Source organism: Desulfosporosinus sp. OT (assembly GCF_000224515.1).
Classification (GTDB): domain Bacteria; phylum Bacillota; class Desulfitobacteriia; order Desulfitobacteriales; family Desulfitobacteriaceae; genus Desulfosporosinus.
Window position 1 is genome coordinate 1 of the sequence record NZ_AGAF01000135.1, and the last position, 26,660, is coordinate 26,660.

The 26,660-nt window shown below is 43.7% G+C and carries 36 protein-coding genes and 1 pseudogene; all 37 read right to left on the bottom strand.

Translation table 11 applies throughout. The features are described 5' to 3' along the window. Window positions 1-1,073 (bottom strand): annotated as a pseudogene (locus DOT_RS27820) (hypothetical protein); the annotation flags it as partial. A gap of 16 nt (window positions 1,074-1,089) precedes the next feature. Next, entirely contained in the window at window positions 1,090-2,571 is a 1,482-nt protein-coding gene (locus DOT_RS31255) for a hypothetical protein (protein WP_009619004.1), read from the bottom strand. 15 nt (window positions 2,572-2,586) lie between these two features. Continuing rightward, the gene (locus DOT_RS27830) at window positions 2,587-3,066 is read right to left on the bottom strand and encodes a hypothetical protein (RefSeq protein WP_009619006.1); all 480 of its coding nucleotides are present in this window, start codon (window positions 3,064-3,066) and stop codon (window positions 2,587-2,589) included. A gap of 31 nt (window positions 3,067-3,097) precedes the next feature. Further along, entirely contained in the window at window positions 3,098-3,709 is a 612-nt protein-coding gene (locus DOT_RS12435; RefSeq protein ID WP_009619008.1) for a phage tail protein, read from the bottom strand. A 1-nt stretch (window position 3,710) separates the two neighbouring features. Continuing rightward, window positions 3,711-4,271: a phage tail protein I gene (locus tag DOT_RS12440; RefSeq protein WP_009619010.1), complete on the bottom strand. Its 561-nt coding sequence runs from the start codon at window positions 4,269-4,271 to the stop codon at window positions 3,711-3,713. After that, entirely contained in the window at window positions 4,271-5,437 is a 1,167-nt protein-coding gene (locus DOT_RS12445; protein ID WP_009619012.1) for a baseplate J/gp47 family protein, read from the bottom strand. The genes DOT_RS12440 and DOT_RS12445 overlap by 1 nt, the downstream gene beginning before the upstream one ends. After that, window positions 5,434-5,739: a hypothetical protein gene (locus DOT_RS12450; RefSeq protein ID WP_009619014.1), complete on the bottom strand. Its 306-nt coding sequence runs from the start codon at window positions 5,737-5,739 to the stop codon at window positions 5,434-5,436. Before DOT_RS12450 ends, DOT_RS12445 begins: the two co-directional genes overlap by 4 nt. Window positions 5,740-5,743: 4 nt before the next feature. Continuing rightward, a complete protein-coding gene (locus tag DOT_RS12455) occupies window positions 5,744-6,310 on the bottom strand; it encodes a phage tail protein (protein WP_009619016.1) in 567 nt (188 codons plus the stop codon). Between the two features lie 19 nt (window positions 6,311-6,329). Then, window positions 6,330-7,232, bottom strand: coding sequence for a phage late control D family protein (locus DOT_RS12460; RefSeq protein WP_009619024.1), 903 nt, complete (start codon window positions 7,230-7,232; stop codon window positions 6,330-6,332). 5 nt (window positions 7,233-7,237) lie between these two features. Next, complete coding sequence (locus DOT_RS12465) at window positions 7,238-7,447, bottom strand: tail protein X (RefSeq protein WP_009619026.1); 210 nt, start codon at window positions 7,445-7,447, stop codon at window positions 7,238-7,240. Beyond that, window positions 7,440-9,134 (bottom strand): hypothetical protein, encoded by a 1,695-nt coding sequence (locus tag DOT_RS12470; protein WP_009619028.1) that lies wholly within the window; start codon window positions 9,132-9,134, stop codon window positions 7,440-7,442. Before DOT_RS12470 ends, DOT_RS12465 begins: the two co-directional genes overlap by 8 nt. A gap of 154 nt (window positions 9,135-9,288) precedes the next feature. Continuing rightward, entirely contained in the window at window positions 9,289-9,630 is a 342-nt protein-coding gene (locus DOT_RS12475) for a hypothetical protein (RefSeq protein WP_009619030.1), read from the bottom strand. Between the two features lie 20 nt (window positions 9,631-9,650). Continuing rightward, window positions 9,651-10,160 (bottom strand): phage major tail tube protein, encoded by a 510-nt coding sequence (locus DOT_RS12480; RefSeq protein WP_009619032.1) that lies wholly within the window; start codon window positions 10,158-10,160, stop codon window positions 9,651-9,653. Continuing rightward, the gene (locus tag DOT_RS12485) at window positions 10,157-11,611 is read right to left on the bottom strand and encodes a hypothetical protein (RefSeq protein WP_009619034.1); all 1,455 of its coding nucleotides are present in this window, start codon (window positions 11,609-11,611) and stop codon (window positions 10,157-10,159) included. The genes DOT_RS12480 and DOT_RS12485 overlap by 4 nt, the downstream gene beginning before the upstream one ends. Window positions 11,612-11,626: 15 nt before the next feature. After that, window positions 11,627-12,163: a hypothetical protein gene (locus DOT_RS12490; protein WP_009619036.1), complete on the bottom strand. Its 537-nt coding sequence runs from the start codon at window positions 12,161-12,163 to the stop codon at window positions 11,627-11,629. 4 nt (window positions 12,164-12,167) lie between these two features. Further along, entirely contained in the window at window positions 12,168-12,791 is a 624-nt protein-coding gene (locus DOT_RS12495) for a phage tail protein (RefSeq protein ID WP_009619038.1), read from the bottom strand. A gap of 2 nt (window positions 12,792-12,793) precedes the next feature. Further along, a complete protein-coding gene (locus tag DOT_RS12500; protein ID WP_009619039.1) occupies window positions 12,794-13,108 on the bottom strand; it encodes a hypothetical protein in 315 nt (104 codons plus the stop codon). A gap of 9 nt (window positions 13,109-13,117) precedes the next feature. Then, window positions 13,118-13,372, bottom strand: a complete 255-nt coding sequence (locus tag DOT_RS12505) for a hypothetical protein (protein WP_009619042.1) — start codon at window positions 13,370-13,372, stop codon at window positions 13,118-13,120. Window positions 13,373-13,387: 15 nt separating this feature from the next. Further along, window positions 13,388-14,431: a major capsid protein gene (locus DOT_RS12510; protein WP_009619044.1), complete on the bottom strand. Its 1,044-nt coding sequence runs from the start codon at window positions 14,429-14,431 to the stop codon at window positions 13,388-13,390. 18 nt (window positions 14,432-14,449) lie between these two features. Further along, window positions 14,450-14,842, bottom strand: a complete 393-nt coding sequence (locus tag DOT_RS12515) for a head decoration protein (protein WP_009619046.1) — start codon at window positions 14,840-14,842, stop codon at window positions 14,450-14,452. Further along, complete coding sequence (locus DOT_RS27835; protein WP_009619047.1) at window positions 14,842-16,050, bottom strand: head maturation protease, ClpP-related; 1,209 nt, start codon at window positions 16,048-16,050, stop codon at window positions 14,842-14,844. The genes DOT_RS12515 and DOT_RS27835 overlap by 1 nt, the downstream gene beginning before the upstream one ends. Window positions 16,051-16,137: 87 nt before the next feature. Then, window positions 16,138-16,368, bottom strand: coding sequence for a hypothetical protein (locus DOT_RS12525; protein WP_009619048.1), 231 nt, complete (start codon window positions 16,366-16,368; stop codon window positions 16,138-16,140). A 47-nt stretch (window positions 16,369-16,415) separates the two neighbouring features. Next, complete coding sequence (locus tag DOT_RS12530) at window positions 16,416-18,008, bottom strand: phage portal protein (protein ID WP_009619049.1); 1,593 nt, start codon at window positions 18,006-18,008, stop codon at window positions 16,416-16,418. An 11-nt stretch (window positions 18,009-18,019) separates the two neighbouring features. Continuing rightward, window positions 18,020-18,253: a DUF6148 family protein gene (locus DOT_RS12535; RefSeq protein WP_009619050.1), complete on the bottom strand. Its 234-nt coding sequence runs from the start codon at window positions 18,251-18,253 to the stop codon at window positions 18,020-18,022. Then, entirely contained in the window at window positions 18,250-20,124 is a 1,875-nt protein-coding gene (locus DOT_RS12540) for a phage terminase large subunit family protein (RefSeq protein WP_009619051.1), read from the bottom strand. Before DOT_RS12540 ends, DOT_RS12535 begins: the two co-directional genes overlap by 4 nt. Continuing rightward, complete coding sequence (locus DOT_RS12545; RefSeq protein WP_009619052.1) at window positions 20,105-20,659, bottom strand: hypothetical protein; 555 nt, start codon at window positions 20,657-20,659, stop codon at window positions 20,105-20,107. The genes DOT_RS12540 and DOT_RS12545 overlap by 20 nt, the downstream gene beginning before the upstream one ends. A 226-nt stretch (window positions 20,660-20,885) precedes the next feature. After that, window positions 20,886-21,110 (bottom strand): hypothetical protein, encoded by a 225-nt coding sequence (locus DOT_RS12550; RefSeq protein WP_040412073.1) that lies wholly within the window; start codon window positions 21,108-21,110, stop codon window positions 20,886-20,888. 124 nt (window positions 21,111-21,234) lie between these two features. After that, window positions 21,235-21,360: a hypothetical protein gene (locus DOT_RS32365; RefSeq protein ID WP_009619053.1), complete on the bottom strand. Its 126-nt coding sequence runs from the start codon at window positions 21,358-21,360 to the stop codon at window positions 21,235-21,237. Between the two features lie 96 nt (window positions 21,361-21,456). Beyond that, entirely contained in the window at window positions 21,457-21,987 is a 531-nt protein-coding gene (locus DOT_RS12555) for a hypothetical protein (protein WP_009619054.1), read from the bottom strand. Between the two features lie 44 nt (window positions 21,988-22,031). Further along, complete coding sequence (locus tag DOT_RS12560; RefSeq protein ID WP_009619065.1) at window positions 22,032-22,523, bottom strand: hypothetical protein; 492 nt, start codon at window positions 22,521-22,523, stop codon at window positions 22,032-22,034. Window positions 22,524-22,823: 300 nt separating this feature from the next. Then, window positions 22,824-23,963 carry a hypothetical protein gene (locus DOT_RS12565; RefSeq protein WP_009619067.1) on the bottom strand — a complete coding sequence of 380 codons (1,140 nt, stop codon included), beginning with the start codon at window positions 23,961-23,963 and terminating at the stop codon, window positions 22,824-22,826. 214 nt (window positions 23,964-24,177) lie between these two features. Further along, a complete protein-coding gene (locus tag DOT_RS12570) occupies window positions 24,178-24,672 on the bottom strand; it encodes a hypothetical protein (RefSeq protein ID WP_009619069.1) in 495 nt (164 codons plus the stop codon). Window positions 24,673-24,896: 224 nt separating this feature from the next. Next, on the bottom strand, window positions 24,897-25,277 hold the full coding sequence (locus tag DOT_RS12575; RefSeq protein ID WP_040412075.1) for a hypothetical protein: 381 nt from the start codon (window positions 25,275-25,277) through the stop codon (window positions 24,897-24,899). A 40-nt stretch (window positions 25,278-25,317) separates the two neighbouring features. Next, window positions 25,318-25,527: a hypothetical protein gene (locus DOT_RS29725; RefSeq protein ID WP_009619077.1), complete on the bottom strand. Its 210-nt coding sequence runs from the start codon at window positions 25,525-25,527 to the stop codon at window positions 25,318-25,320. Further along, complete coding sequence (locus DOT_RS12580) at window positions 25,508-26,101, bottom strand: hypothetical protein (RefSeq protein ID WP_040412077.1); 594 nt, start codon at window positions 26,099-26,101, stop codon at window positions 25,508-25,510. Before DOT_RS12580 ends, DOT_RS29725 begins: the two co-directional genes overlap by 20 nt. Further along, window positions 26,098-26,319, bottom strand: coding sequence for a hypothetical protein (locus DOT_RS12585; protein WP_009619083.1), 222 nt, complete (start codon window positions 26,317-26,319; stop codon window positions 26,098-26,100). Before DOT_RS12585 ends, DOT_RS12580 begins: the two co-directional genes overlap by 4 nt. Continuing rightward, the coding region (locus DOT_RS12590; protein WP_348982144.1) for a hypothetical protein at window positions 26,316-26,660 on the bottom strand (345 nt) is incomplete at its 5' end. The genes DOT_RS12590 and DOT_RS12585, both read right to left, overlap by 4 nt.

Sequence of the window (26,660 nt, forward strand, 5' to 3'; positions counted from 1 at the left end):
CTGTTAAGTTGGGTTTGTATAGCACTTGTGACTCCACTTACATACCCTAGCTGAGTTGAGGTCACGGAGCTTACTGCCACCTTGCCGCTTGCGTCGGAAACCAGAGCCCTGCTAGCTGTAAGATTACTCGAAGCAATAGTCGATGCACCACCAGTAATGGCAGGCTGTTTCCCATTCCACGTAGTTCTCTCAGCATCCGTTACGAAACGATTACTCGCATCCTGAACAATAATTGATGGTGGATGTGTGTCGGGGTGGGCATAGTTATTCGCCCCAACTGCGATGCCGTCAAGCTTAACCTTATCTGTGGCAATCATGAATCCGTCAACCGTGGTTGTTACGTCTGCGTGAGCAGCCCCACCAGATCCGACATGAGAAGTTGGGGCCGCATCGGTGATGCCATACCCAGCTAAGGTCGTGGGATTCGTCCCCCCCGTGACCCTACCCTTGGCGTCCGTTGTAACTGATTTGTAAGTTCCGGCTGTACCAACACTCGCTAACGTGACAGCAACTGTAGCGTTTGCGCTACCATCAAAGGTCGCGGAGCCGGTAGCATCTGCTGATAACACTATAGTACGAGCAGTCTGTAATTTTGTGGCCGTTGCAACATTGTCTCCTGTTGAGGCAAGTTCTTTCCATGCTGTCCAAGACCCAACCCCGCCCGCCTGGGTTGGATTTCCAGATCGAATAAACGTCCTGTTTGAGGAGTAGTTAGTAACCATTTGAATAATGGTATCCCCAGCGCCATGAATGACTAGTAATTGGCACCAACTAAAGCTAATTCCAGATGGGAGTGTCCCTGTTACTGTGGCGTTGAGCCTGTGCATCCCGCTTAATACTATTGCGTCTATATCTACAGTACTTGCTTCATTGAAATTCTGTGCCAAACTACTAGCATGAAAACCATCAACTGTATCCGCGTTACCGCCATTGGCCGGAAGCGACGCGGGGAAATCTGTAATTTGGGATTTTACATGATTATGGCTAGTAGACGCCTTACTTGCAGGATCAAAATTCCCCTCGTGCCACAAATTAAACCCATTGAATTTAAATTCTAGTCCGAATATCTTCACATGTTCACCCCCCTCCTTATCCCGTAACAACGACTCTATATTGACCTGCGCTTGGCGGCGAACCAAATAGTAGCTTGATGTGATTGGCGTCCACGATTTGCATGTCGGCTATCACCTGATTATACGGACTGACATTTTCACGGACTAAAACAGTTATATCCATGGTGTTTAAGGCATGAGTAATTGAAAAAGTCGTTGTGCTCCCATCCCCAATAGACACCGCATACTTGTCAGTTTTCAGAGCAAGCTGATTTGTCATGGACGTAGCAAAGTTCGGATCGTCTCCCAAGGCTGCAGCTAGTTCATTTAGTGTGTCCAAAGTACCTGGTGCAGAAGCTACTAAGGCTGCCAAAGCTGAAGCGACAAACGCCGTATTGGCTATTTGTGTGGAATTAGTCCCAGCAACAGCCGTAGGAGCAGTCGGCGTTCCTGTTAGGGCTGGAGATGCCAAATTTGCTTTTAAGTTTAGTGCCGTTTGTTGGGCAGTCGACACGGGCTTATTTGTATCACTCGTATTATCAACATTTCCTAAACCAACATCTGCTTTGGCTAACGTACCCCAAGACAAACTTCCTGCTGTGGACCCGGCCTTTAAAACCTTACCATTATTTGTTGTGCCAGTGGCCGGAACATGAAGGTTTCCATCGCCACTAGGATGGACATAGTTATTAGCCCCGGTAGCAATGCCATTCAGTTTTGTCTTATCCGCTACGCTCATGAGTCCATCCTGGGAAGTCGTTGCATCAGGGATAGGATCGACTCCGGTACTCAAGTGTTCGCTGGCATGATAGGGGAATGGATGTGAGTTAAGAACTTCGATGTATTCCACCATAATTTCCGTGCCCTCATCCAACCCCCCGGCAATCTGAAAACTCGTCGGAGAGGATTCGATCAGCGCATCGTTCTCTTGCTTTTGGCCAAACATGTACCAAAACAACATGTTTGTTCCAGGCTTATACGTTCCTTTGGTAAGGTTAAAGGTTGTCTGCCCTGCGCCTACCGTAAACATCTCTTGCCTAATTAGAAAACTTGATGGGTTGTCATTGGCATTTAACGTCCCGTCCTCAAGGATCATAAGATTTGCACCGACTTTAATAAGTCCTAGCAATGAAGTGCTTGCAATCGGAATATCTTGGCCGCCCATTTGGGTCCAGGTATTTGCAGCTGTATCCTTGTAGATCTTTCCGGTATCCGTGGCAAGGTAAACCATCCCGCTGCCCGTGGCGGCCGGCCTCGTTGCTTCAGCGCCTCCCCGAATCTCCGGAGTGCTCCCGCCGTTTTTGATCGGCGTAAACCCAAGCGCAGCGGTTATACTTTGGGCAGTAATTACTTGCCCCAGGTCTATCCAAGTCGTACCACTCCAGCCATAAAACGTCTTATCCGCAGTATTGAAAAAGATTTGCCCCGCTACAGGATTACTTGGGGAAACTGCTAGGTTCTGTATCCTTGCATTCTGTAATTCATTTTTTACCAGATCTAGATTTGCTAAGACCTGCAAGTTATCTCCACCTCCCTAATTCAAATAAGCTTTGCCAGCAAAGGCTGCCGTAAAGCTTATTTGGACCCTTTGAACAGAAATATATTCGATATCACCAAGCACAATGCTCCCCGCACTATCAACAATCGTAACAGCCGGGAATCTCCCTAAATTGTGACTGATAATCCAAACTTGTGCCGGTGAGATCTGTTGATGAATATAAGTTGAAACTGCTATTTGAGGAACCTGGTCAGCTGTTATAAAGCCAGCGTCATTTTCGAGCTGAGATAATTTAGTTGGGATACTTTCAGGAGTCGTCAGCGAAAGGTTTTCGGTAATGATTCCCTCTGCTAAGCTACTACCCCAAAACTCAACGAGAACCGTATCGTTGACTTTGACCTCGCTAATATGCAAGGCTATCGGTAGTTCTGGAGTGATGCTGTTCGACTCCGGAAATAGCACCCGGGCTTTTCTGTTTTCATTGTCTGTAGTAGATACAATGCCTTTCTTTGTCATGATGCCCCTCCAGATCTACATATGTCAGATACTACAATATCTCAAACCAAAAATCGTTTGCTTTTATGTCTTCAGGTTCCATAGTGGAAACGAAAAATCGAGTTATCGAATCAACCTTTGTACTTAAATCATTTAGCTCCTGTGCAGAAGAATCGACCCTTGCAGATAGATCATTTAATTCCTGTAAGGATGCATATACGAGAGAGTTATCAATGATTGCAGTGACGTTCAATGCATTTCCAACGATAATAACGACATCGACGCTTTTTTCAATGATATCTGCGCCGCCACCGGCAGGAATGTATTCTGCGTTAGCTCCGGAATTACCATAACAATAAAGAATCTCTCCAAGATCGGGGTCCTGCGCAAAGACCCCAAGCTCTTTCCAGTAGAAGGCTGTGGCGATTTCTTGATTTGAAAATGAGGTCCCCACTACTGCTTTACCATTGGTCATGGGCTTCAATTTTGAGATTGAGCATGATTTAACCTGATGCTTCAAGGCGGTTAAATCGGCTATAGCTGTACCAGCTAGGTCCCCATCGCCAATGGCAATCCGCGTAAAATTGAGATGGGCACCTGCCTGAGCTTTAGCCTGCAAGCTTCGGCCAGCATTTGTAAAGATTAGGCCGCCAAATGTACTCATATTAAACCACCTGCCCGAGTTGAATATAATCCCCGGTATGAACTACGCCGGCAAGGTACATGTCGAATTCGCCGTCAAGGGCAATTAATATTTCTTCCAGATGCGCACTCTTTCGTTTAGCCGAGTTGAGCACCTTAATAAACTGATTTGCCAGCTCTGCTGTCACCGTTGGATTGCTCGTAACCACTTTAAACATTCCTGGCTGCCCGCCATAGTCAAACCACTCCTCAACGTAACCATCACCAAAATACATTTGAATGACTTGCTCAACCGCGTAAGGGGTCCCCCGGTACATATGGACAATAATGGCCGTCTTAATCAGTTGACGCTTAACCGTAATATCAGCCGTTGCATCATACCAATCGACGTGAAACTGCCAGGCTAGTTCATCAAGAATTGGCTCGTCCAGCTCGCCAATCCTAGGGTAAATAAGACAGAGCTTTGTTTCAGCGGCAAGTTGCTGAAGCTGAGGATTGAGCGCCTTACAGAGGGCTATTGTCGTGGGATCTTTCTGCATGTAGGGACTTTGGAGGCTAAGCAGGTCAACGTTCGATAGATCCATTATTTCAACCCTCCATATGTCACTGTGATGGTGCCCACCTTTGCCACTTGAGTTCCCGTAATTTCCGTATAGACCGGGGCAGTAAAGTCGATTCGCTTAACTGCTGTCTTGGTTTCAGTCTGGGATTGATACAAGGCAGCTGCCTGAATAAAATACCTCAGCATATCCGGACTAATGGCAAGTCCAAGAGCACTTTGTTGCCATGAAACATATTGAGCGACTGCACTATCTGCACCACAATCGAGATTCTTTCCCTCGATGGCCTGTCGATAGTTTTTTTCATTGGTTGCTTGGTCTTTATCAAGATAATAAGTCAACTCGATGTCATAACTTACAATTGCCGCAGCTTGCGCATGGACATGGTCTGTCAGAGGCCGCTTATCCTTGGATGACAAAATAGCTAAAACTTTGTCTAAAATATCCTGCGTGGGAATCCCGCCATCTTTAAGTAAAACCGTAATCATTACTACGCAGGGGGAAGGGCTGTCAACATTGACATCCACAATCGTGCTATCCGCCGTTTTTGCCCAAAAAATATAGGCCCCCTCAGGCCCTGCTGTGGAAAAAGACTCCGGTACCAACCGAATTCTTTCCCGGTAATTTTCATTTTCTTCGACATCTGCACCGCCAGCACTGAAATCAGTATTAACGATGCTAGCGACATACGGAATCGGTTTGACGATGTTTTTTATCTGTCCAGAAGTGAAACCATTAAACTTGGCCCCAACGTCTGCAGCCCGAGCTATGGTATCAGCTGTTAACTGACCAGACGGAATAACGACATCGGCTGTCCCGATAAAATCTAGTTTTCCGTCAGGAGTGACCACGATGTCATCTTTCAAAATAGTGTAATCGGTCGGTTGGACAGCCGATAAGGTGATATGCAGCGGAACCGTTGCCGTCTCTGCTGCTAATCGCTTGCCCCGTTCTCCATAGAATTCGCCCAGGGCGTTCAGGACTTCGTCCCGAGCATACCTTAGGAGGTTTTGCTGGGCGCTGTCATTAATACTGTTCTTCAGACCAACGATGACCGGCGTCTCTTGCTGTAGAAACATGAGACGTTCATCCGAGGGATTAAAATTTACGCCTAAGGAGTCCTGGAAATCGTTGATCAAGTCTTGTTGGATGGTTCCGGCATCTACCTCAACGAAATTAATATCACTCATATCTCAATCACCACCTCCGCGTCAATGTCACCATCCGATGAGATACCTTTAACGTTAACGCTTTTAATCGTAACATCCGGCGCATAATCCTGCGCAAGGCGGTAGACATCCGCAGTATATAAAGCTGCAGCTAAGGAGGCCGGTTTGTCAATCAGGACAGGATTTATCCCCATGATACGGTTATAAGCAACGTCATAGCGCCAGGTACTAATGAGGTTCACAAAGTTTTGTACTTTCCGCTGTACTCCCTTGGCCGTCCAGTCTAAGTTAATGCCCTCGGAAGTATCAATTGTTTGTTGCACATATTTACCCTCCTGTTATCTTGCTCCAGTGATCCATTTCAGGGTTTTCTCGTTTGTAGTTGGATTTATCTTCAGGTCCATAAACCCCGCCATAATCTGCAAATGCTAGACCTGGAACGCTTACCGTTCCTTTGGAACCGCCCGCTTTCGATGCTGAAGCTGCGGCTGTACCAGGACGTACATATTCATCAAATTTAAGTTGGAGATCCGCGGCCAAAACGTTTCCCCCGTTATCTATAACTAGGTTTGATGCCTGTAGGTCTACCAATAACCACTTATTCCCTAGCCCTAATGGACTTCTACCAAGTATGAAGGGATAGGCTACGCCAGTGTCTTTAATTCGCTCCCATTCCTCCATCTCTCGGCGGGGATTTACGCCAAAGCTTACATTAAGTTTTAGTGTAATGCCGAGTGTATTCAGTGCAGGTCCCTTATTGTAGGTGCTCGGTTTCTTTCCCTGCGCATCCTGTTTTTCGGTATCCAGGGTTGTCCCATACTGCATATCACCTAGAGTGTATAGTTTTGAGTCCGTTATCTCAAAGACTTTGCTTCCGAACACGGCAATGGGCATTACGTCACCTCTCAAGCCTTTATAACTTCCTGAGCCTTAAAAAGCTCTTTTTATTTACAAACTTTTGAGTCACTTGATAGATAAAATATTTTCCATCAGCTATGCCAAAGTTTTGCAGCGATACCGTATTACCAGCGGCAAGCGCTGGATCCAATTGAATGGTGCCCGCGAAAGTTTGCTCAAATTTATTTCTGGACCTTAGTAATCCTATAGAAAAGCGTTTTGCTTCACTAATACTGTTTAACGTGAAGTTATTAAACTTGAGTGTCGGGCCGTAAGCTTCAGCCTTACTTTCAAATTGAATTTCTTTATTAGAATTAGATATCGAACATGCCCCAAAGACTTGATTTGACTTGTTTTTATAACAAAAATCTCCATCCATTAAATCGGGGGTTAATAATTTAATCGGAGATTGCGTTTCTATATATTGTTCATCGTATATTATAAGCTTTCCATTACTGATTTTGAGAGCATATCCCTCAAGCGAACAGCGCCAAGCTAAGAAATCAAAATCTGCCCTTTCGACCTGATCAAGTCTTGTATAGAGATAGTCCTGTGTTCCGTAAGTTTCAAGCGATAGCTCATGCTTCGTGGCAAACTCCTGCGAAACCCCTAATAGACGCACATTTTCCCATGTCTTGGTGTTTTCTGTCTTCGCCTCTTGTCTGATCGGCAGGGCCTTAAGGATAATAAGACCTCGCTTTTGAGAAATCTCATCTACATACATTTTTCCACTGTCGAATCCTGAATCTTTAACCTGAACAGAATGATTCTTCTCGGGGTTCCACTGACTCCAGAGCCCTTTAGGATCGTTGAAATGCAATTCTAGATTGTCTAGTTCCCCGCCAGCATTGTCAGTAAGCTCCGCTTTCCTAATTTCAACGGCATGGGTGATATCTTTACCTTCATAAATGAACTGCAATTATGTCACCTCTTCCATGGTGGTAGAGTGGCTGCAGCTGCGACTTCGATAATAGGGATCTTGAGGTCTATTCCTGCGCCAAATACGAGGATACTTGCGTATTGAGGGTTGGCCTGGATGATTACGGTGGCCTTGGCCTCATCGTTATAGGCGTCTAAGGCTAAGATGTCAAAGGTGTCACCGGCTTTTGTTGTATAGATAAAATAATTAGCCAAAAGCCATCCTCTCCTTCTCCTCAATATACTGATCAATCCAGGATTTAAAGAGTTCAAAGGAAGATTCTAAGGCTCTTTGAACCTCTGGACCACCGCCGACTTGGATGACTGGCGCAAAAACCACTTGTATTGGTGTTCCGCTTGAATTTGATGAGATTTGGAGAGAAGAAGAACTATCCCCTACACCTAGAATCCTAGCTGCCTGTGCCAATAGACTCATGCTTCGCGGGGTACGCTGGAGGGGGATTGCCATTTCTGGGCCTGCTTCACCAAAGATCGAAGGGCTTGAAGCTATGCCGCCGATAGCATAATGCTTAACTGATGGAGCCGATTGAGACGCGACCGAAGTAGATGTCGATTTACCTATGCCAAAGAAATTCTTTATTGGTTCAGCTACTTTACCTATCCAGGAAAAGAATTCCTTACCTTTCGCCATTACCCAATCCCAGTTCTTCCAAAGAGCTACACCAGCACCAATAAGTAATCCTATCGCCGTGACTACTACTCCTATTGGATTCGCTTCCATGGCCGCATTCCATAGCCATTGGGCTGCAGTAATAAATCCTAGAACTTTTGAGCCTCCTCCGGCAACAACTGTTTGATACTCGATCCATGCGCATTGAGTTGCGATATATCCACTCGATACCACAGATGCGATATTATTCGCATTTTGGGCGACCGTAGACGCGATAACTGCTGACTTCTGAGCAATATAAGCCGCTGTTAGGCCAGACGCGATTGGAAGTAGCCAATTAGAATTATCCTTAGCCCATTGGATTCCATCTCCTACAGCGCTAAAAGCTATTCCAACATCCTGAGTTATCTTTCCGATATCCGCATTTTCGGCCCAATTGTTTGCTGTTTTAACCCATTGGGTTAATTGCGGAAGAGCTTTCTGCCCAATAGTTGCAGACAATTGCTGAATATTAGTATCAAATAGCTTCGTCTGAATAGCAAAACTACTATCTTTTGTTCGATTAAAATCCCCCATCACATCTGATGAAATAGAAAGAAGATAATTGTAACGCAATAAAGTTTGCGATGCTTGATCCATCTTATCCCATGATGTTTTTATTCCCTTAGAAAATGCATACGCTTGCAAATTAGCTACACTTAGATTTTTACCTAGTTGCTTAAGCGGCTCAGTTTCACCCGAAATTCCAGATCTTATTTTTTCGAAAGCCTCTTCTGATGTCAAATTATAAAAACTTGCATAATCACCGGCTAACGAAGTTAAATTCTCAGACATCTGAATTAGGGAGTCTCCAGTTATACCGCTGCTTTTCATCATCGAGCCTAATGTGCTGTTATATTTCTTAGCTTCTAAATCAGAAAGGCCGAATGCATCTAATGCCGCTTTTGACCAATCATTAATTTTGCTAGCATCTTTCCCGAAAGTTACATCTACGACATTTTGTACTTCTGTGAGATCAGAAGCTAACTTTACACCCCCAAAAGCTAGATCCTTTACTTTATCGGCGATATTTTCTATAGCATTCGCAGCAAGATTACCAATGAACGTTCCTTTGATAATATTTCCAAGATTACCAGTTTCCTTGCTCGCCCTCTGAGCACTTTGAGCTAATCTCATTGTCTCTCCGGACGCCTTAAGCATTGCGCTCTGAAGGGAGGGATCGATCTTTCCTGCTAAAACGATAAGTGCTTTTAATTCTTTACTACTCGCCATTAATTAGCCTCCCTCCTCATCTGCTGCGACTCATCTGATAACGAAATAAGAAAATCAAATAGCTCTTCTAAAGGAATTTTGTAGCAAAACTCTGCCGAGGTTGATGTCGTCAATGTGACTCTAGAAATCATCTTCCTTAGTAATTCGTCAGAAGTTACTCCTCCGAATTGCGATAAAAAAAACTTCTGGCCAAAGATGCTCCTTTTTGGGCATCTCTCGCGCTTATTCTCATTACATCTAAGGTGTCAATTGAGGGATCTGCCTTGCTCACAGCTTCAGCAAATAAAAATAGTTGGTAATCTGTATCGATCTCCTCAACCGTGGGAGCATAACCGGCAGCTCTCATTCTTTTTCCAGCGTTGAGCTTATCCCTTGCTGTCATATTTTCAAAGTCATAGGGTAATTCATTGACCTCGATATCCCCTTCAGCCTTTGCAATTTTTAAAGGTTTAGAGAGTCTCATAACTTCAGCCATTTTGTAATTTCCTCCAATCATATTAAATAAAGCGACTCTCTTTAACCGAGAATCGCTTTTACCGCTGCCATATAATCCACGCCGTTAACCTTGTAGATATAGTTTTTCTTATCAATTAATATTGTTTCTGCCCCGTCAATCACTTGTCGATACCGGATAACCTCAAAGTCTGCACTGCCATCCATTGTTGCAGAAATTTCAACTTTGCCAGGGTCAAATTTTTTCTGAATTCCTGTGATAAAAATCTTTGAACCCTGGGGTATCATCTGCCCATTTGAACTAGTGAAATCCTTTGCAAAACGAAGTTCTAGGTTATGTGTACCAGGACGAGCTAATGAAGAAGCATTTTTATTGATCGATTTCAAGCTAATCGAGAAAACCATACTGTTTATTTGTCCTGTGCTCGGCATATTAATGGTCCCAAGAATGCCGGCACCTTTCATATCCGCCGCTTCATGCTCAATCGAGGGGAGAGTACATGATACATTGTCATCAACCTCTACACCGTCATCGAGTAGCTTCTGAGCTATGACATTACCTGATACAATCATGCTTGCTCACCTCCAAACAGGGTTGTTATCCCCTTGGTAGTGTACTGAACCTTGGCTGTTAGACTCTTCCCGACCGGCGCAACGGTCGTTGCCATGTCGAAAACGAAATCCCCTTCAACGATATCTGAAGTTGGGTTGCTTGTCTCAGTAAACTGGATAATGCCATACAGCAACGCTCCACGGCCTATAAGGCTGTCGAGATATTCCTGATAGTTATTTAGGATGGTTTCAACTCTCGCCCTCGTCATCGGCTTGTCTACCGTAATGCCGTTTTTGATTTGAAAGTCATTTAGCAAGTAATAAAGCATGCGAACACTCGAGTCAAATTTATCCCGAGCATCCATGTCCTTACCGTATTCATAGGCTCCAGTGTGAGGACCCCAGAGTACCCAGCGCCCACCCCAGAACGTTGCGGTCCGGATCCCTTTAGAGTTCAAGTCATTAGCCTGTACTTGATCAAAGGTGATGTCCGAACCATCGGCAAGGCATAAGCCGGTTACATCGATTGCCTTGTTAGATGGTGTTTCAAAGGGAATTCCATCGTTGGCAAAGTCAGTCTGCTGCATGGCAACCGTGGCGAGCGTAGACAAATGAAACTTTCTCGCACTGTTCTTGGCCAATGGCCAACAAGGCGCTTCACCGGACCCTGTGTAGTTATTCGCTGTTTTCCACGTTTGGGCAGTCGCAATTGTTTTTGCCCCAGCTGCCGTCGCATCAAGATTACTGTTTACCCATGCGTACCAATGACCGTTAATTTTCTGCGCTATGGACTTAAGTGCAGCATCGACGTCCGGGATATGACTCCAATTCGGGGCATCGAGAATGGTTGGTACTTGGTTTAGTGTCTGGTATATTAGAGAAACAACCGATAACCCGGTTCTAACTCCGTTTGCGTCGGTAGCCCCGATGATTTCCGTTTTAGTGACTAAGCTAGGGTCGACCTTATCAAATGTCACGGTTACTGGCGAAACTAGCGTTCCTTTGAGATCTTTTATGAGCACTTTCGCTCCATCTGTGGTGTAAGATGCGCTGAAGTCCGTCCCCAATGCCTTCCCAGCAATAGCTACTGACTTTAAGATGACCTTGTCATTTGAAATATAGCCTTGACCGTTGACAAGTGCAACACTGGCTGTTTGGGCAGGAATTTTCATTGTATCCGGGTTCAGCACATTGACCAACACGATGGGTCCAATTGGCTGAATACCGTTCTTAAAATGAGCATAAATCGCTTCACACAAGTCAAATTCGGTCCAGTTTGTGTCGTTATAGCCTACTTTGGACATCGCGTCACTGTCACTTTGAATAATAATCGGCTTATTCACTGCACCGGAGTAGTCAGTTAGCTGATGTACAGGCGCTATGCCGAAATAAACTGGTAACGTAGACACCCCTTGAGGGGCCACTGCGTCAGTTGTCGGCATAAGTTCGCCATATACGCCGTGTTTATACAACCCATATCACCTCTTTCATAATAGGTTTTGGACTATCTCCGTTGCTTGGAGAGACGGCCTTTCAATTGTCAGGGTAATCCACCCATACCAGTACGGATAGGGCTGTTCTTGCTGATACACACCCCATTTAATTGGGCCCTCGACCGTCCCTTTTCCATTGATAATTGGGTTCTCTCCTAATTTGGCTACCGTCCTGTCAATCAGGTTTAGTAAATCTCGATACCCTTCAAAGTCAGGGGTATACGCGACTGCTCCTGATTCATCGGGCGCATGTAACCCCGGGCTATAGACCGCTGCCGAAATGCGGAGGTTAAAACTGTTGTCCTGGCTGCCCTTCGTCCCATCATCAAGGCCAACGATCAAACAAGGAATAGCTGATTCCATGCCTTCAGGAAGATACCCCTTTGGTGGGATCCACCCGATGTGGACCTGAGGATTAACGAGGGAATATTCATGGACGTTTTTGTCATTCGGCTCTTGCAGCTTTATGGTCGGTGTAACTTTTTCATGGAGGAAAGCTTGCACTGCCTCTAAAATTGCCATCGTTGACATTCTCTTAACCCCTTCTTATCGACTCACTCATTGAAGTCATGGCCCTGGTTATTTCATGCTCTAGTCGTTCATCTAACTTTGCTGCTGCAAACTCCTGGATTTGTTCCCCGACGTTTTCATTTGTGATCATTTGAGGTACTGATAGAGTTCGGAGGACATGGATCGGCAGCCTAGCTTTGCCTTCACGACGAAATACATTGAACTGTGTTTTATCCGGTGATTGTGCTCCAGTCGTAGCAATAAAAGGAAGGGGAGAAGTATTGATAGTCTTTTTTCCCCCGCTTTTCTTGATAGTTACTGCAACTCTTCTTCTGCGTCCCGATATCTGCGGTTTCGTTGGCGTGAACGGGAAATGGGCTAATGACAGCGTGTGACCTCTCGAAGTTATGCTTGCTGTCAGATCACTAATTGTTGGACGTTTAATGCCTCCCGCGAAGCTTTCCTTTACCTCTTTGGCTTTGATTGCATATGCCTTGGGCACAATGCGTCCAACCTGTGTGATTGTTTGATCAATCGTTCGCTGTAAAGCGTGATAAGTCGCTATTCCAACCTTATTTTCAAAGCCCTTTAGCTCAATGGTTAATCGGTTGAGTTGCTTGGTATCAATCGTTATGTCCTGCTTGGCCATAGCTATCCACTCCGGTTCTGACTGAGGATGATTTCATACATTCCCATATGCTCACGAGCATTGAAAACATACATTTGCCGTTTATCAAAGATTAAGGGAGTTTCCGCTTCTGGAAGCTCCCCGTAATCACTTGCTTTGACAAAAAATAATATCTCTCCGACTGAAATGCCGTCATATTCTTTTTTCGAACGTTCTTTAAGCTGATCATTATCGACCAGGACAGTGAGCTCGCGGCCGTCGATGGTGTGAGTTTCGGAAAATTCATCACTACTCATGAGGGTATCCAAGTCTAAGATCAATTGTTCCTTAAATCCCATGATTGTCACCTACTCTAAGGGGATTGATGTTTCCGGTCCACTCTCACCTGTATCTTCCTTCTTGTTAGCACCACTTTTAGAGGACTTACTATTTGATTCTTCATTTTTAGTACCGCCAAGAGGAAAGGTGTAATAGCTGCAATACCCTTCCTCCACAAGGCGTTCTTCCTCTGATTCTGTTAGTCCATCGATAGTTTCTCCATGTTTGTGATATTTCCCGTTAGCCTTGACCTGAACTCCACTTTTACTAACTACGACTGCCATATTTACACCCTCTCCCTATAGGACTTTGGCAACAAGCCAAGCGTCAATATCATCCGGACGAGGCACAGGACTAGATGTCAATCGAACTAAGCGTTGGTCGCTTCCTTCCTCAGCCCAACTTTTAGGTACCCTAGTTCCCTCAATAGTAACGAATTGCCCACCCTCCAGTTGAGTAACAGCACCATAGAGTAACTCACCCATGTTTCTGTGTCCCATTAGGACGTGGTCCGTCGGGATCATAGGTTTTTCGGTTCCATCATCGTCAATGTACCACTCATTGTAGGTGTACAGCTCTAAGCCAAGTTCTGGTAAAACTCCAATATAGGTCACTGCATCATCAACGACCGACGGTTTCATAATAACAAGGGTTCCGTTAAACTGATTCAACTTCTTCTGAATTTCAGCATCGTTGACAAATTCAGTGCTTGCATCCTGTCCAAAGATCACAATCTTTGGTGCAATACCAGATTTCTGGATGACTCGCAGCCTCCACGCCTTGAGGTCTTCGTACTTAGTAGATGTATCCGCACTCCATAGATCGCCAGAAGTCAAAACGATACTGTTCTCAAATTTATAGTCTAGCTCTTGATCAACAGTCACGGTAAGAGCATTGTCCACAAAACCTTTCATGGTAATCTTGCCACCAAAGAGGATCTCTCTGACCATCCATTCTTCACGACGAGTAATCATCTCATCGAGTTCAGCGAGGTCACGGCCGAGGAGGTCTGCTTGACGACTCGCCGGAGTTTGTTGACTGAGAATATTTTCGCCCATACCTCTAATCACGAGGTCATCAATAGTAATCGATCTCTGAGGAGCGATTCGAGGGGCCCTGTATTCCTGAACGCTGTAACCCTGACGCTCCATAGTGATACCGCCAGCTCTTGGCGCAACAAAAGGAGCCATTTTACGTTTGCTCTTTTTGTAATCAACCAAGACACTCTCTGTGACAAACGTCGTTTGCCCAGGGAAAAACGTTGAACGTAGGAATGAATGGACCGGCATCATAAGCCGTACAGCCTTTAAAAGTGTCTGTGTCCGATAAATGTTCAAATCCAATGTCTTTTACCTCCCTTTCTAATACGCGATATTATCTTTAAGATAAATACCCAATTCCCTCAGATGGGTTTCGTGATCAACGGCTGTATCTGTCCCACCGAAGATGAGGGCTTGACGATTGAAGTGGCCCGAGCTATACGCAACGGCTACAACGTCATCCGTAGACCCAACTGCACCTGTGTCAACGTCGTCAGATAGTATGCAGTCCGCGAACTGAGCTCCATCCGCTAAGGTGCTATCTGCAGGGACCGCTAATGCTGATGCGGTTATGATGCCAACAACGGTACCTCGCTTAATAATCCCTTGAGCAGCCTTAAGCGTGACACCTTTGGTCAAAATAGGAACGAGATGATCAGCAAATAGGTTATCATAGCGAACCGGATCTGCCACATCGTAAAGTTGTTGTGCCATTACTTACCTTCCCCCTTTCTTTTTTGGTTAGCTGAAGCAGCAATACGATTAATAGACGCATCTTCAATTGCCTGAGCATCAGCTTCCGGAGTTGATTGAGCGCCTGCCGCTACTCCTGCGGCACCTGATGCGGTGAATTCTGCGGTCCGAGTGGCAACGTAGGTTTGGCCCTTAGCGGCATTGTCCTTAAGGGCTTGGAAGGCAAGGGCCTCCGCCGTAATTGGTTCCTCGTATTTAGCTTTAGCCACTAGTGACGGATCAATCATAGCTGAGATTTCGTCGATAGCCTTAATACGATCACGTTCTGCTGCTTGAGCTGTGGCCTGAGCAGTTGCTTGCGCCGAAGCCTGAGCTGAGGTTTGTGCAGCTGTTTCAAGTTGATTACATAGTTCAGGCAAATGTTGCCGGAGTTCTTCGATGTTTTTAATATCTTTAATTTCCACTGAGTTCTCACTCTCCTTTGTTTTTGATGTTATGGCAGTAACCGCCAGTGGTGTAGTAGCTGTTACTGAGGGTATTGGCCCCTTACCATACTGCTCAAAAAATTTCTTCATTGAGTCGGTGACGCTGTTTTGGATAGACAATTGACGACTAAACATAATTACATTTTCAATGGGCTCCATGGGTTGTTTGTCGGTATATAGCATTCCGGTTGCAAAACCCTCGTTAATCGCTGTTCTTGCGCTCATATAGGTCTCATTGTCCATCATTTGAGATATTTCATCTCTAGATCTACCCGTGCCAAGCTGATAAGCGTTCATGATAGCCTCTTTAACCTCGTCGAGCACATCTGCTGTTTTTCTAAGATCAGAAGCATAACCACGGACACCAGTTAGTGGGTTATGAACCATACAAAGCGAACCAGGGCTCACTAATCTCTCGTCTGCTGCCATAGGTGGAATAGTTGCCGCGCTCATGGCCCTGCCATCAATCTTTGAAGTTATCTTCGCGCCATCTTTTTTGTGCTCCATCAAGGCATTGTACATTCCGGTTGCCGCAAATACATCGCCACCGTCACTATCAATCCATAGGACGATATTCTTGCCCTTGTGCTTAGCTAATTCTGATCTAAATGCATTTTTTGAGGCCACCGGAATCCCAAACCATTCGTATAACCATGCATCATCAGCACAAACTATGTCCCCTTCGATGCGCAGTTCTACCTCTTCATCGTTTTCTGGATTATTTACAAAATTCCAAAACGGCAATTCTTATCAACTCCCCTCAACATAAGAAAAACGCCCCATGTCTTAGGGCGCTAAATTGACAGTATGTTTTTCAATTTTAATAAATGATTAGCAAAAGGTATATGCTATGATCTTTATTCCCTTTGCGTGCTTATGTTCCAAATCTTCACTATAAGTATTTTTATAATACTCAAGTTTCTTTTCTAGGTTTTCAACAGGATTAATAATCAGCTCGGGTGATTCAAACCCTGGCATTTCAATTATTAATCCTAAACTTTGTTTGGTCTTAATTGCTGTTTTTACCACGAACTCTAACTCACTCATTTTTTCCAATTCCATCTATCTGCACCTCCTTTTACTGAACCGTTTAGCCGCGCGGATCAGACTTACTTCGTTACGGGAACAACCGGAATAACTTCCGCTACAAGCCCCGCCTCTTTCATCTGTGCAGCTTCACGAGCAAGCTGTTTCACGTTGCGAGCAAAATCTCCACCCGTAAGTTCAACCGTCTCCTTCTCGTGAGTAGAGAGGCCAAGTTCAATGCGTTTTCCAGCTGCTGCGACTTCTACACTCGGATTCAGCATACCTGGGGCAAGACCTGTCCATTCCGTTTTTAAGTAAGCCCGACGGATTGCAGGATCGTTGAAGTATCCAGGAGCCTTAATGCGACCACTTCCCACGGCTTCATCCATCCACTCTTCATAAACTGGTTGATTAAACTCTTTGGCTACCCACGTTCGCCGAGTCCTAAACATTTTCCATGCTTCTAGTAATGCTGCACGACTTGCACTATAACTTGATGTAAATGCTTTTTGTAATAGCTCACGGGGTATTTCAAGAGCCGCGCCAATCTGTGTAGTTAGAGATGTTATAAAGGCGTCAAACTGACTATTTGGCCTTCCGGGATTGGCAATCTCAATTGATTCACCAGGACCTAATATGTTAACCCCTGCATTAGCCATTTCGTAGACCGTTGGGTCAGATTGGGCTACTTGATCCTCTTCGGGTACCATTTCACCCATTGACATTTCGCTTGATGGTCCTGTGGTTTTTACAAAAACCGTAAACATGCCAGCAACCACCGATGCCATGAGTTCTGCCTCTGTGTATCTAGTCAACTGTTTCAAGGTTTCTATGACTGGAGCAAGTACAGGAACGCCACGTCGCTGCTCAGCCCGTTCAGTTTCCATAAGGTGCAGGACGTTTGGTCGACCCGTATTTCTCCCAAAGGCCTCAATCCTCTTCCACTCTCTTGGTACGCTTGAATCTAGCCCGGTTGAAATCGCATATTGGTTGGAAACGTGATAAGCAACCACCGCCCCATCTGAATCCAATTCAATTCCCGATATAATTCGGTTTTGGTTCGCTGGGTTTATTGCGTCAACGTTTCCTGACACCATAATCGATGAGTAAGGGCTTGAAACGCGATCACCTTCGATTAGATGTAGTCTTAATCCATAAGGCATCCAAGGTGTTGGCTTGGTGTACTTAAAAATGGCAAAGGCATCACCGTTCATGATGGCCCCAAGGAAAGCCAGCCCCTGTAAATCGTTGAAGTCGTTCATCTTTAGAGCGTCGCAGTGTTTACTTTCTGCCCAAAGAGAAAATTCTCGTTCGATTTCTCGGCCCATTGCGCTTGCCTGGTCTTCTGTTATTCCTAATCGTTCGGCATCGATGTGACATTTAAGTTTCAAGCCCGGCCCAATAACGTTTGTCTTCATTGTTTTCAATGCAGCGGTTGCAAGGGGAGCGTTCATGTATAGATCTCTGGATCGTGCCGTGAGAGTGTTTAGATTTGAGTCAATGTCATCCTTGGGCGATGTCGCGTTGGTCCTCCAGCCTCGCATGGACTTTTTTTGACCAGATGCACCGCCTTCGCTGTAACCATAGTTGAGTACCTGCATTGTTTTTCTAGCGGCCATTCGCTTGAGCGCAGTGACGGGAGCGACAGCTTCGATTGCTCGGTCAAAAATGTTCATGCTCTACCCCCCTAAAAGTCTCTGGGAATAATCCCGTAAGACCTGTTTCGACCGCCACCAGATTGCCTTGAAGTCTCTATCGCTATTTCTCGCTCTAAATAGCGGATCATATCGGATATATCCTTGAGATTTGCCCTTGTTAGGCGACGAGAACCAATGGAATAGTCTTGCGCGCCATCTAAAATGGCCTTCTCGCAGGTTGTGTATTGTGATAATCGGGCCTGTAAATCTGTTAATCTGCTCAAATTTGAACCCCCTTATTGACTAGACCAGCACGTTTTCTGGTTGGTTTCGTCTCTACCTTTATCTCTTTGGGCTCCTTTTTCTCTACTTCTTGTAACTTTTTAATCTTTTCCAATGGTGGGTTTAAGATCTCAAAGGCTGCTGTAGCGTAGTTTCTAAGGTCAAACGGCTCGTTTCGCGCCCCAGAGGTGCGTTTTTCCCAGCTGATTTTTGCTTGACCTTTGACCCATCGTGTTACACGGTGCTCAGATGTAAGTCCATCAAAATAGGCCTGGTCGTACCCCTTTTCCGTGTCAATCGGAAAATGACAATATCCAGGTCCTTCAAACTGAATCTTTAAATTTGATGTAAGAGTATCCTTGCCAGCATCGACTCCGATGCTAAACAACCATACTCCGGCATTGTTACGCTTTTTTGGACGATTAATGAATGCTGCTCCACTCACACTGCTCCCCTTAATGGCCCACACCCTTCGAATCTCTCTTGGTTTACAAAACTTGTAAGCCGTTTTAGTATGATGCCCTCCAGTGTCTACGCAGGTCGTCATTATTTGCAGTACCTTACCATCCTTGCGGGTATACGATTTAGTAAGAACATCATCTAACAACTCCCATACTGACTGGATTTCGACCCCATCCTTACTAGTGACCTTAGTCAGCTGCCCTGGATCTCCCATGATTACGCCGTATTGAATACCCCATGATTCAGATTCTAGCCCCCAACCCACAATCTCATATTCAAGTCTGTTATCCTGCACGTCAACCCCACAGGTTAGCACTAATGCATCGCTAGGAACCTCGCAATCATAACGTTCTCGGCGCTTGACTAACTCATCTGATTCAACACCTTCGCCTTTTTCCTCCCATGTCTCACCGAGTGAAGTGTTTACCCATGATTTAAGCAGCTCAATATTTCCCTTTTTCGCTTCTTTTTCAGCCTTTTTAAAATCATCAATGATCTCTTCCCATCGTTTCCATGGACTAGCAAGCTCATTGAGGTGAAATCCTCTTGACTTCGCTCCCGGATTTCTTGCGATCCATTTCCCTATGCCAGATTTCCATTCGAACTCATTATGAATACATCCGCAGGAGTTACAGACCATTGACAGACTATCGAAAACAATTTGTCCCCATGCCAGTGGTTGATGATGACCACAACTAGGGCAAGGAAGATGCCACTGCTCCATGGTGCTATTATCGTACTCTGCTTCAATTCGGCTAACTCCCTTTATACCTGGTGTGCTGACGTAGACAATTTTTCTATTCCAGAAAGTATTTGTCCTTTTTCTGGCTAATGTCAAGGGATCACCTTCAGAACCTGCTGAGGCTGGATAACGGTCTACTTCGTCGGCCAGCAGTATTCGAATAGGTCGCGATGCTAACCCACTGGGAGCATTGGCCCCAACCAAGGTGATATGTCCGCCTGGGAATGTTTTGTGCAGCATTGTATTGCCACTATCTCTACTTTTAGCGTCTGCCACCTTGTCTTGGATCACTGGAGTATCTCTAATCATTGGAGCAAGACGGTCTTTGGAGAACGCTTGGGCAAGCTCCTTTGTAGGCTGAATTACCATGATAGGTGCCGGATCTAAGTGAACGTGGTAACCCAACACATTTAGAACGAATTCCGTTTTCCCTATTTGAGACGATGTCATAACAACAACAATTTGAATTTCCGGGTCACTAATAGCATTCATAATTTCACGCTGATACGGTGCCCTCTCTGTTCTCCACTGTCCTGGCTCTGCCGAAGATTCCGTAGAAAGCTTTCTGTAAAGGTCTGCCCATTCACTAACTGTTAAATCTGGTGGCGGCGCTACTACTCTTGAAAATTCTCTAAAGAGAGACTCTGTATCATGTTCCCTTGCTGTCACGGCGTTTTCCCTTTTCCTTTTGCCCGACTTCGCCGCCGTCACCGAGCACCAACTTGTCCTTAGATTGTGAATAAAAAACCCTCGGATCATAATCCGAGAGCTCAGTTAGTGCTTCGTAGATATCTTTCTTAATCGCTGCCTGGATAATCGGTAAATCGGTTTGAGCTACAAGTTGAGGTGCTAATTTGTGAGGTATCGATAAGCATCGCGCTCTAAATGATCCTAGCATATCATTCATAACACGCCTTACATCTTCGGCCCGATGGAGTTCTCCTTGCATAATTTGTATTTCAAGCTCGATCTTTTTACGACGAGTACGGTCCAATAAATCTTTTTCAGATAGACCTTCTGTTTGGGTTGCGGCCTCTTTTAAATATGAGCAATACCCTTGGACAGCACTTGCCAATTCGTAGCGTCCGCGTCCGATTTTAGTAATAATACCACTGCGTTCCAGTTGTCTAATTCGGGAATCTGTCAATCCTAAGACTAACGCTAATTCAGATGTTCCAACTGTTGATTTCTTAACTTCCGACAAGGGCAAGTACCTCCTTTTAGGTTTTAAATTTTCGGAAACGGTAACAGGGTTAAAGTTTTCTGTGACTAGATAAATCTCGGGCATCGCTAGACCCGCATTAGGTCAAGATCTCTGGAAGAACCTACTTTTTCTAGTGAGGCGTTATCTCTATCCGATGCTCATATACTCCGAGTTGATCATATGACAATTCAGTATCCATTAACGTCTCTGGTTAACCGAGGACAGCCTACTCGTTTACATGGCCGCAAGGGTCTGAGCGGCATGGGCCAACGCCTTTGTTATTACTCCGTATTCGATCCAACTCACTCATCTTCAACTTAGTCTCATATTCCTTCGACGCCACCAGGTAATCATCACAGAGGATACTTAGCCACCCTAAACAATTTTGGCAACTCTCTTTTCCTTGTGGGTTCTTTGCGTCATAATGTTTACACCTTGGGTATTGATCCATTACTATCTCCTCCTAGTCCCTCTCTAAAAAATAGAAAGTATAATATTTCTAGAGTTATTATTATCTAATAATTCATTTATCTTTCGTGTTTTCTATCATATGCAGAGCTCTCAGATAGGTGTGCCTATTCAAACCTTGTTCCCCGATTCTCCCTCATCATACGATCAAGCGCCTTAAACTTTCCGGTATCCTCGTACTTAATCTTCGGTGGAGGTTTAACCGGTTCTTTCTTAGCATTCTTCTTAGCCATATTCCCCCTCCTTTTGCGCAAAAGAAAAGAGCCACAATTGGGCTCCAAAAAAGTCTCAACGACCTAATTATAATTGACCTAAAATTATCATGGTTACTAAATAATTTTAATTCGACTTAAAGAAATTAGTTTGGATTTTTTTTCTTCTATAGCCTTAACTACTTCCTCCGTTGTTATTTTAATTGATTCCGCTATATCCACTCCCTCATGATTACAAATACCATATTCATCAGTATTAAATTCTTCTATAGTCGGTTCATTCTCTTGGATAAACGCACTAAATTCATAAATTCCTTTATGCGGAAATCTGAGTTCTTCGAACATGATTGAATGAATACCATTGAACGCTCTTCCTGGTCCTTCTATCGGAAATGTACCAAGAAATTTCATCAGTTTCTTTTTGATTTTATTACCATTTTCATCTGCTATTTGCCTTAGAATCAAGTGAAGCATAAGGCTTACCCTTTTTTTATCTTTTCCAGCTATTACACTATAGTTGATTAATACATTAAAAGTAGCTTTGTCTTCTGAATCGACTTTTAGTGTATCGAACATATTGATTATCGAACGGTTAAGTTCGTCAAATTTTTGAGCTGTAACGATACATACATTCACATTTGTTTCCAAACTATTTCGCCCCTTTATGTATATAACCAAAATTTGATCTTGATTTATTTATCATCATCAAAAAGATTTTCAAAATCTAAATCCAATTCTTGGTCAGAATAGGATTTACCTTTATATACTCTATTTATCTGACTATAATTCGCATTTAAAGTATTTCCAAAATTATCTTTTAAAGCCGAAACATTGTTCCCAACTTCTTCCGTTTTCGAAATTAGTCTTTCCAACTTTGTTTCGATTAATAAATTTAATTCCATGCTCGCCTTAAGACTTTGCTGACTTATTTCATTAGTTCTTTCAGTATTGTAAAAACTTAATACCATAGCTATAACACTTAACACAACGGCAATGAGTCCTAATATCAAACTAATCCATGAATTCATTGTTTGCAATACAATCTCTTGCTTATAGATAAAGCTTGCAATAAAAAGACATACAAGGCTAATCCAAGATACCTTTGCAATAAAGATCCACCACTTTTTCCTGAATATATTTATTAACTTTTCCATATCCATAAGCATACCAAAACGTTCACTCACAGCAATTTCTCCCTTAAGCGTATTCTATAGTAAATCGTATATTCTACAATCGCTTATTAATTCCCTTTATTTTCAATTGGAACCATAAAGCCGCCCTTTCGGACAGCTCTCTTTATATCATAATATCATGGATTTCAGGTGAAACTCTGTCAACTTAATGCCAATTTACTGCCAAAAGTTTATTCGTCTGATCCAAAGATTAGTAAGTTGTCTACAATTTCCTGTGACGTTTCTATTCTCCCATAATTTTCAGTACGGCAAATTCACTTCGTATATCGTGGTAACCGAAACACTAATAATTTATATTTTTGAACTTAGTCCAATTACTCTTGTTCCTTCTGATGTACCAACTGCAACCTCAGAGGCTTTTTTTACGTCGTTATACCTTTGAACCGAATCAATAACCTTACATCCAATATTAGCATGCCAACCTTCATTAACCAATTTAAATATATCGGGATCATCAACGAATTCAGCTACAATTAATAAGGTTAATACAAAAGGCACACTCGCTTCCCATGTGCCTTTAACACTACTTTTTATAATACTTAGGCACTCTTCCGCATTATGCAGCCATTTTCTAATAAAGTCATTTAAATCACTAATTGTTATAATATTTGTTGCTTCACAATGCCTTAGTAAATCAGATAATGCCTCATTATATTCATCTTCATCTTCTTCGCCAAGCATATTAAACCCTACCAACTCAGCAATTAGGTAAAGTTTATTAATCAGCTCGTTTTCTTCAAAATATTTTTTAACTGTAATAACATTGAGATCCAATAACATTATATTCTCCGTGGTCTTTTCTCCGATTGACTTCTCTAACTGTACATGTTCGTTCCTTAACGACATAAACTCATCATCTGCTAGTTCTACTAAGCTTGCTAATCTGAATAATTTACGTTTTAACTCTTGAGGAACATCATTTTCTCGCTTATATTGAAGCGAATGTGATATCAATGCCCACGAATGCTGTAATATAGTTCTAATTTGTATTTCAACCTTAAAGTTGCTAAACGCCTTCCATTCGGTAAGTTCCTTTCTCTCGCTAGCTAATGAAGCAACATAGTGAACGGACCTATATCCAAATTCATTCGGATTTAATAAAGATCCTTTGTCGATGGAATTCACTTCATCTACTTCGAACTCTTCTTTAATCATATTAAATATCTCGTCAACTTCATCTTGATAATTTACGATTATTCTTATTCCGCAAATATCTGTTATCTCATTCAACGGATCAATGTATTTTCTAGATTTCCGTTTAATTTTATTTGAAAAACTTTCAACATCTTTCGTTCTGGATTGTATAACATTTACTTTGATTTTTTTAGCTTTCATCAAATCTACTACAAGATTCTTAATTTTTAAAGTGAATGTTTCATATAGTGATAATAGACTAGAATATTCAGCGATTACCTCTTTATAACTTTTCATTTTCTTTCCTCCTGAGGATGTTTTTGTTCGAAAGGCCAAAGCCCGTTTTCCTCTCGCTCACGCCAATTTACTAGGGATATATATTTCCAACTTCCTGTTCGTTATCCTAGGTGCGTGGACAGTAACATCACTCACAGTTTTCTATATAACTAACCCATTAACCCTTCGACAGAAAATCCATTTTTCCTGTATTATCCACTTGATTCTTTTAGAATTACCACCCCAACTCCTCAAAACTAATCTGATCCCTCTTCACATACCCAAACAACTCCGCCGCCATCACAATCAGCTCATCCTTCATCCTATAGTACGACCTCACGGCCATCTTAATTTCCCCTGCTATCCAAAAATCCTTGTTAAACCTCTGGAGATATTTAAGCTCGATCAACTTCCTTTCCGTGGATCCCAGGGACCTTAGAATCATATCAACCTCACGGATTTTTAAACCTAGATCCCTAATGTCAATCTCAAGTTCCAAACGTTTGCCCCCACAACCTCCTGTTTGATCGCTTGATCTCCCAATGGAGCGTCCAGGGCTTAGGCTAATCTGAGCCGTATTACTAGGGAATTCGTTCTCAAGCTGAGCAATAAGTATTTGTAGACGAAGTTTATCCTGCGTGTATGTCGTAAACCGACGGATCGTTTGTCGGTACCACAACGGCTTTACACGTTTTTTCTTTTCCTCAGTTTCGACTTCAGGTGTATCCAAGCCCCTTACCTCCTTATCCACATTAAATTAACAGGTTGTCCGCGCCATTATCCTCATCCAACGCCACGACACTAGGACCCAACCACTCCAACTTCCTCCGGCCCTCCCTCTTTTGATGATAATCACATTGGGATTTTAAACCCTTACCCCCATCAAGCAATATAATAATTCGTTCGATCGTATCAAACAGTATCGCTCAACTCCTTTTTTATGTCCAAGATGCACTAAACCTTTATTCTCCGCTCTTCCCAGATCCCCCACTTCTCCTCTAACTCTTCGAGCCTTTCTCGTACCTTAGGATCCGTAAAGCGTTTTAATCTCAGCCGCTCCATCTCGCTTTGCTCTCTTTTGGACATGTAATAGGGATACATTCTCCTCTGCCACTGTTGCCAATATTCTCTCCAGTAAGTAGACTCGTGAGGCCCTTCGCATAATGTGACTATATTCTCAACACAGGCCACACGGTCTCTTGCTTGTGATCTCGGTTCGCAATGGTGATGATCTGTGTTATAGCTGCTTCCGCATCCGGGATGGAGGCAAACTCCACCATCCCGTTCGTCAACCTTTCTATAAGCATGTTTTAGTAGACTTTCGAGGCTTGCCATTATTTACTCACCTCGCTTTGTCCACATTTAGTTAACAGATCTACCCACAGCTACTTGCCCCACAATCCAAACAATGCTGACAGCCGCTCGCCCTGACTGTCTTTCCTCCGCATTCCGGACAACCCGCTCCAACACTTTGCCAAAAGCAAGCTCCGCTCCAAGTTGGACGAAGTCTTTTTTTGTTGCTTATACATTCCTGAGTATCCTTAACGCTATAATCGGAGCAGAATTTACCGTTGCACTTTTGCATCTTTCATCCCCTCTGGTAATAGATTCAGTACGTGATTCTGTCCACCAGCCAATGCTAATTTATATTGTGGCCCTAGGTAATCGTAAATCGTGGTTGTCCGACCGGCATCATCTCTAGTCACCAAGTATGGAAAGAACTCCTTTACGAATTCCACAAACTCAAAGCTGAGTGCTTCCATCTTCGACTTAAGGTAGTAAAACAAGGCTCTGTGAAGCTGATTCCGATTCTTTTCGGTGATGTTAGGGATGACGATCCGAACACTGGCCGGAACCATTTGTTTCTGCATTTCAACCATGTTGGTAAACTCGAAAATTAGCTGACCTGAGCTACCAAGACTCGTGAATCGAATATCCAGTATCCCATACTTGTCGAAGAGCTCAATGATCTCGCCTTGGGTTTTGGCGTAGTGAACTGAAGTATTGGCATAGGGAGCAGGTTTTTCTTTAGCCGCCATTCTTCCCTCCGATCCGCTCCCATCGGCAATCATCGATGCGAGCATAACCGCACTTGTCCTTTTCTTGGCAATCTTTGCACTGACAAGTTTTAGTTTTACCTTTGCATTTTCGACATTCACACATTAGGCTTATCTCTCCTCTTTTCCCTAAGTATTTCAAGCCTTCCAAGCTGAATTTCGTCATCCATAACCCATCCGGATATAGCGTTGACGATAAATTTTAGTCGCTCTTCGTCCACCGGCACGGCCTTAGATCTCTCGGGCTCAAAAACAAGCTTATTTTCCTTCTCGTTTTCACCGGCATAATATTTTCCATTAAGCACAATTAACGCTTTCATACACCATCCACCCTTTTGATTTTTTCAATCATTACAAGCCGCTCCTCAAGGTCCTGGAGTCTCTTTTTAAAGAAATCCATGGAGTCCCTGTACGTTTTCTGGATATCTAATATCGCTTGCCTAAGATCTTGAGCTCCGCATAGTCTTAGGAATTGTTCCTCATTCATGCCATGCTTTCTTTTGGTATATTCCGGGACGCATCTTGGATGCATGATAACATTATCAAAGACCCTCCATTCGTCCTCCCAAACAATCTCATCGCATACGGGACAAGTATCAATAATGCATCCTGAAGCCATGGTTAGGCCATCCTGGTTATACCCGCTCGTATTGCGCAGGTC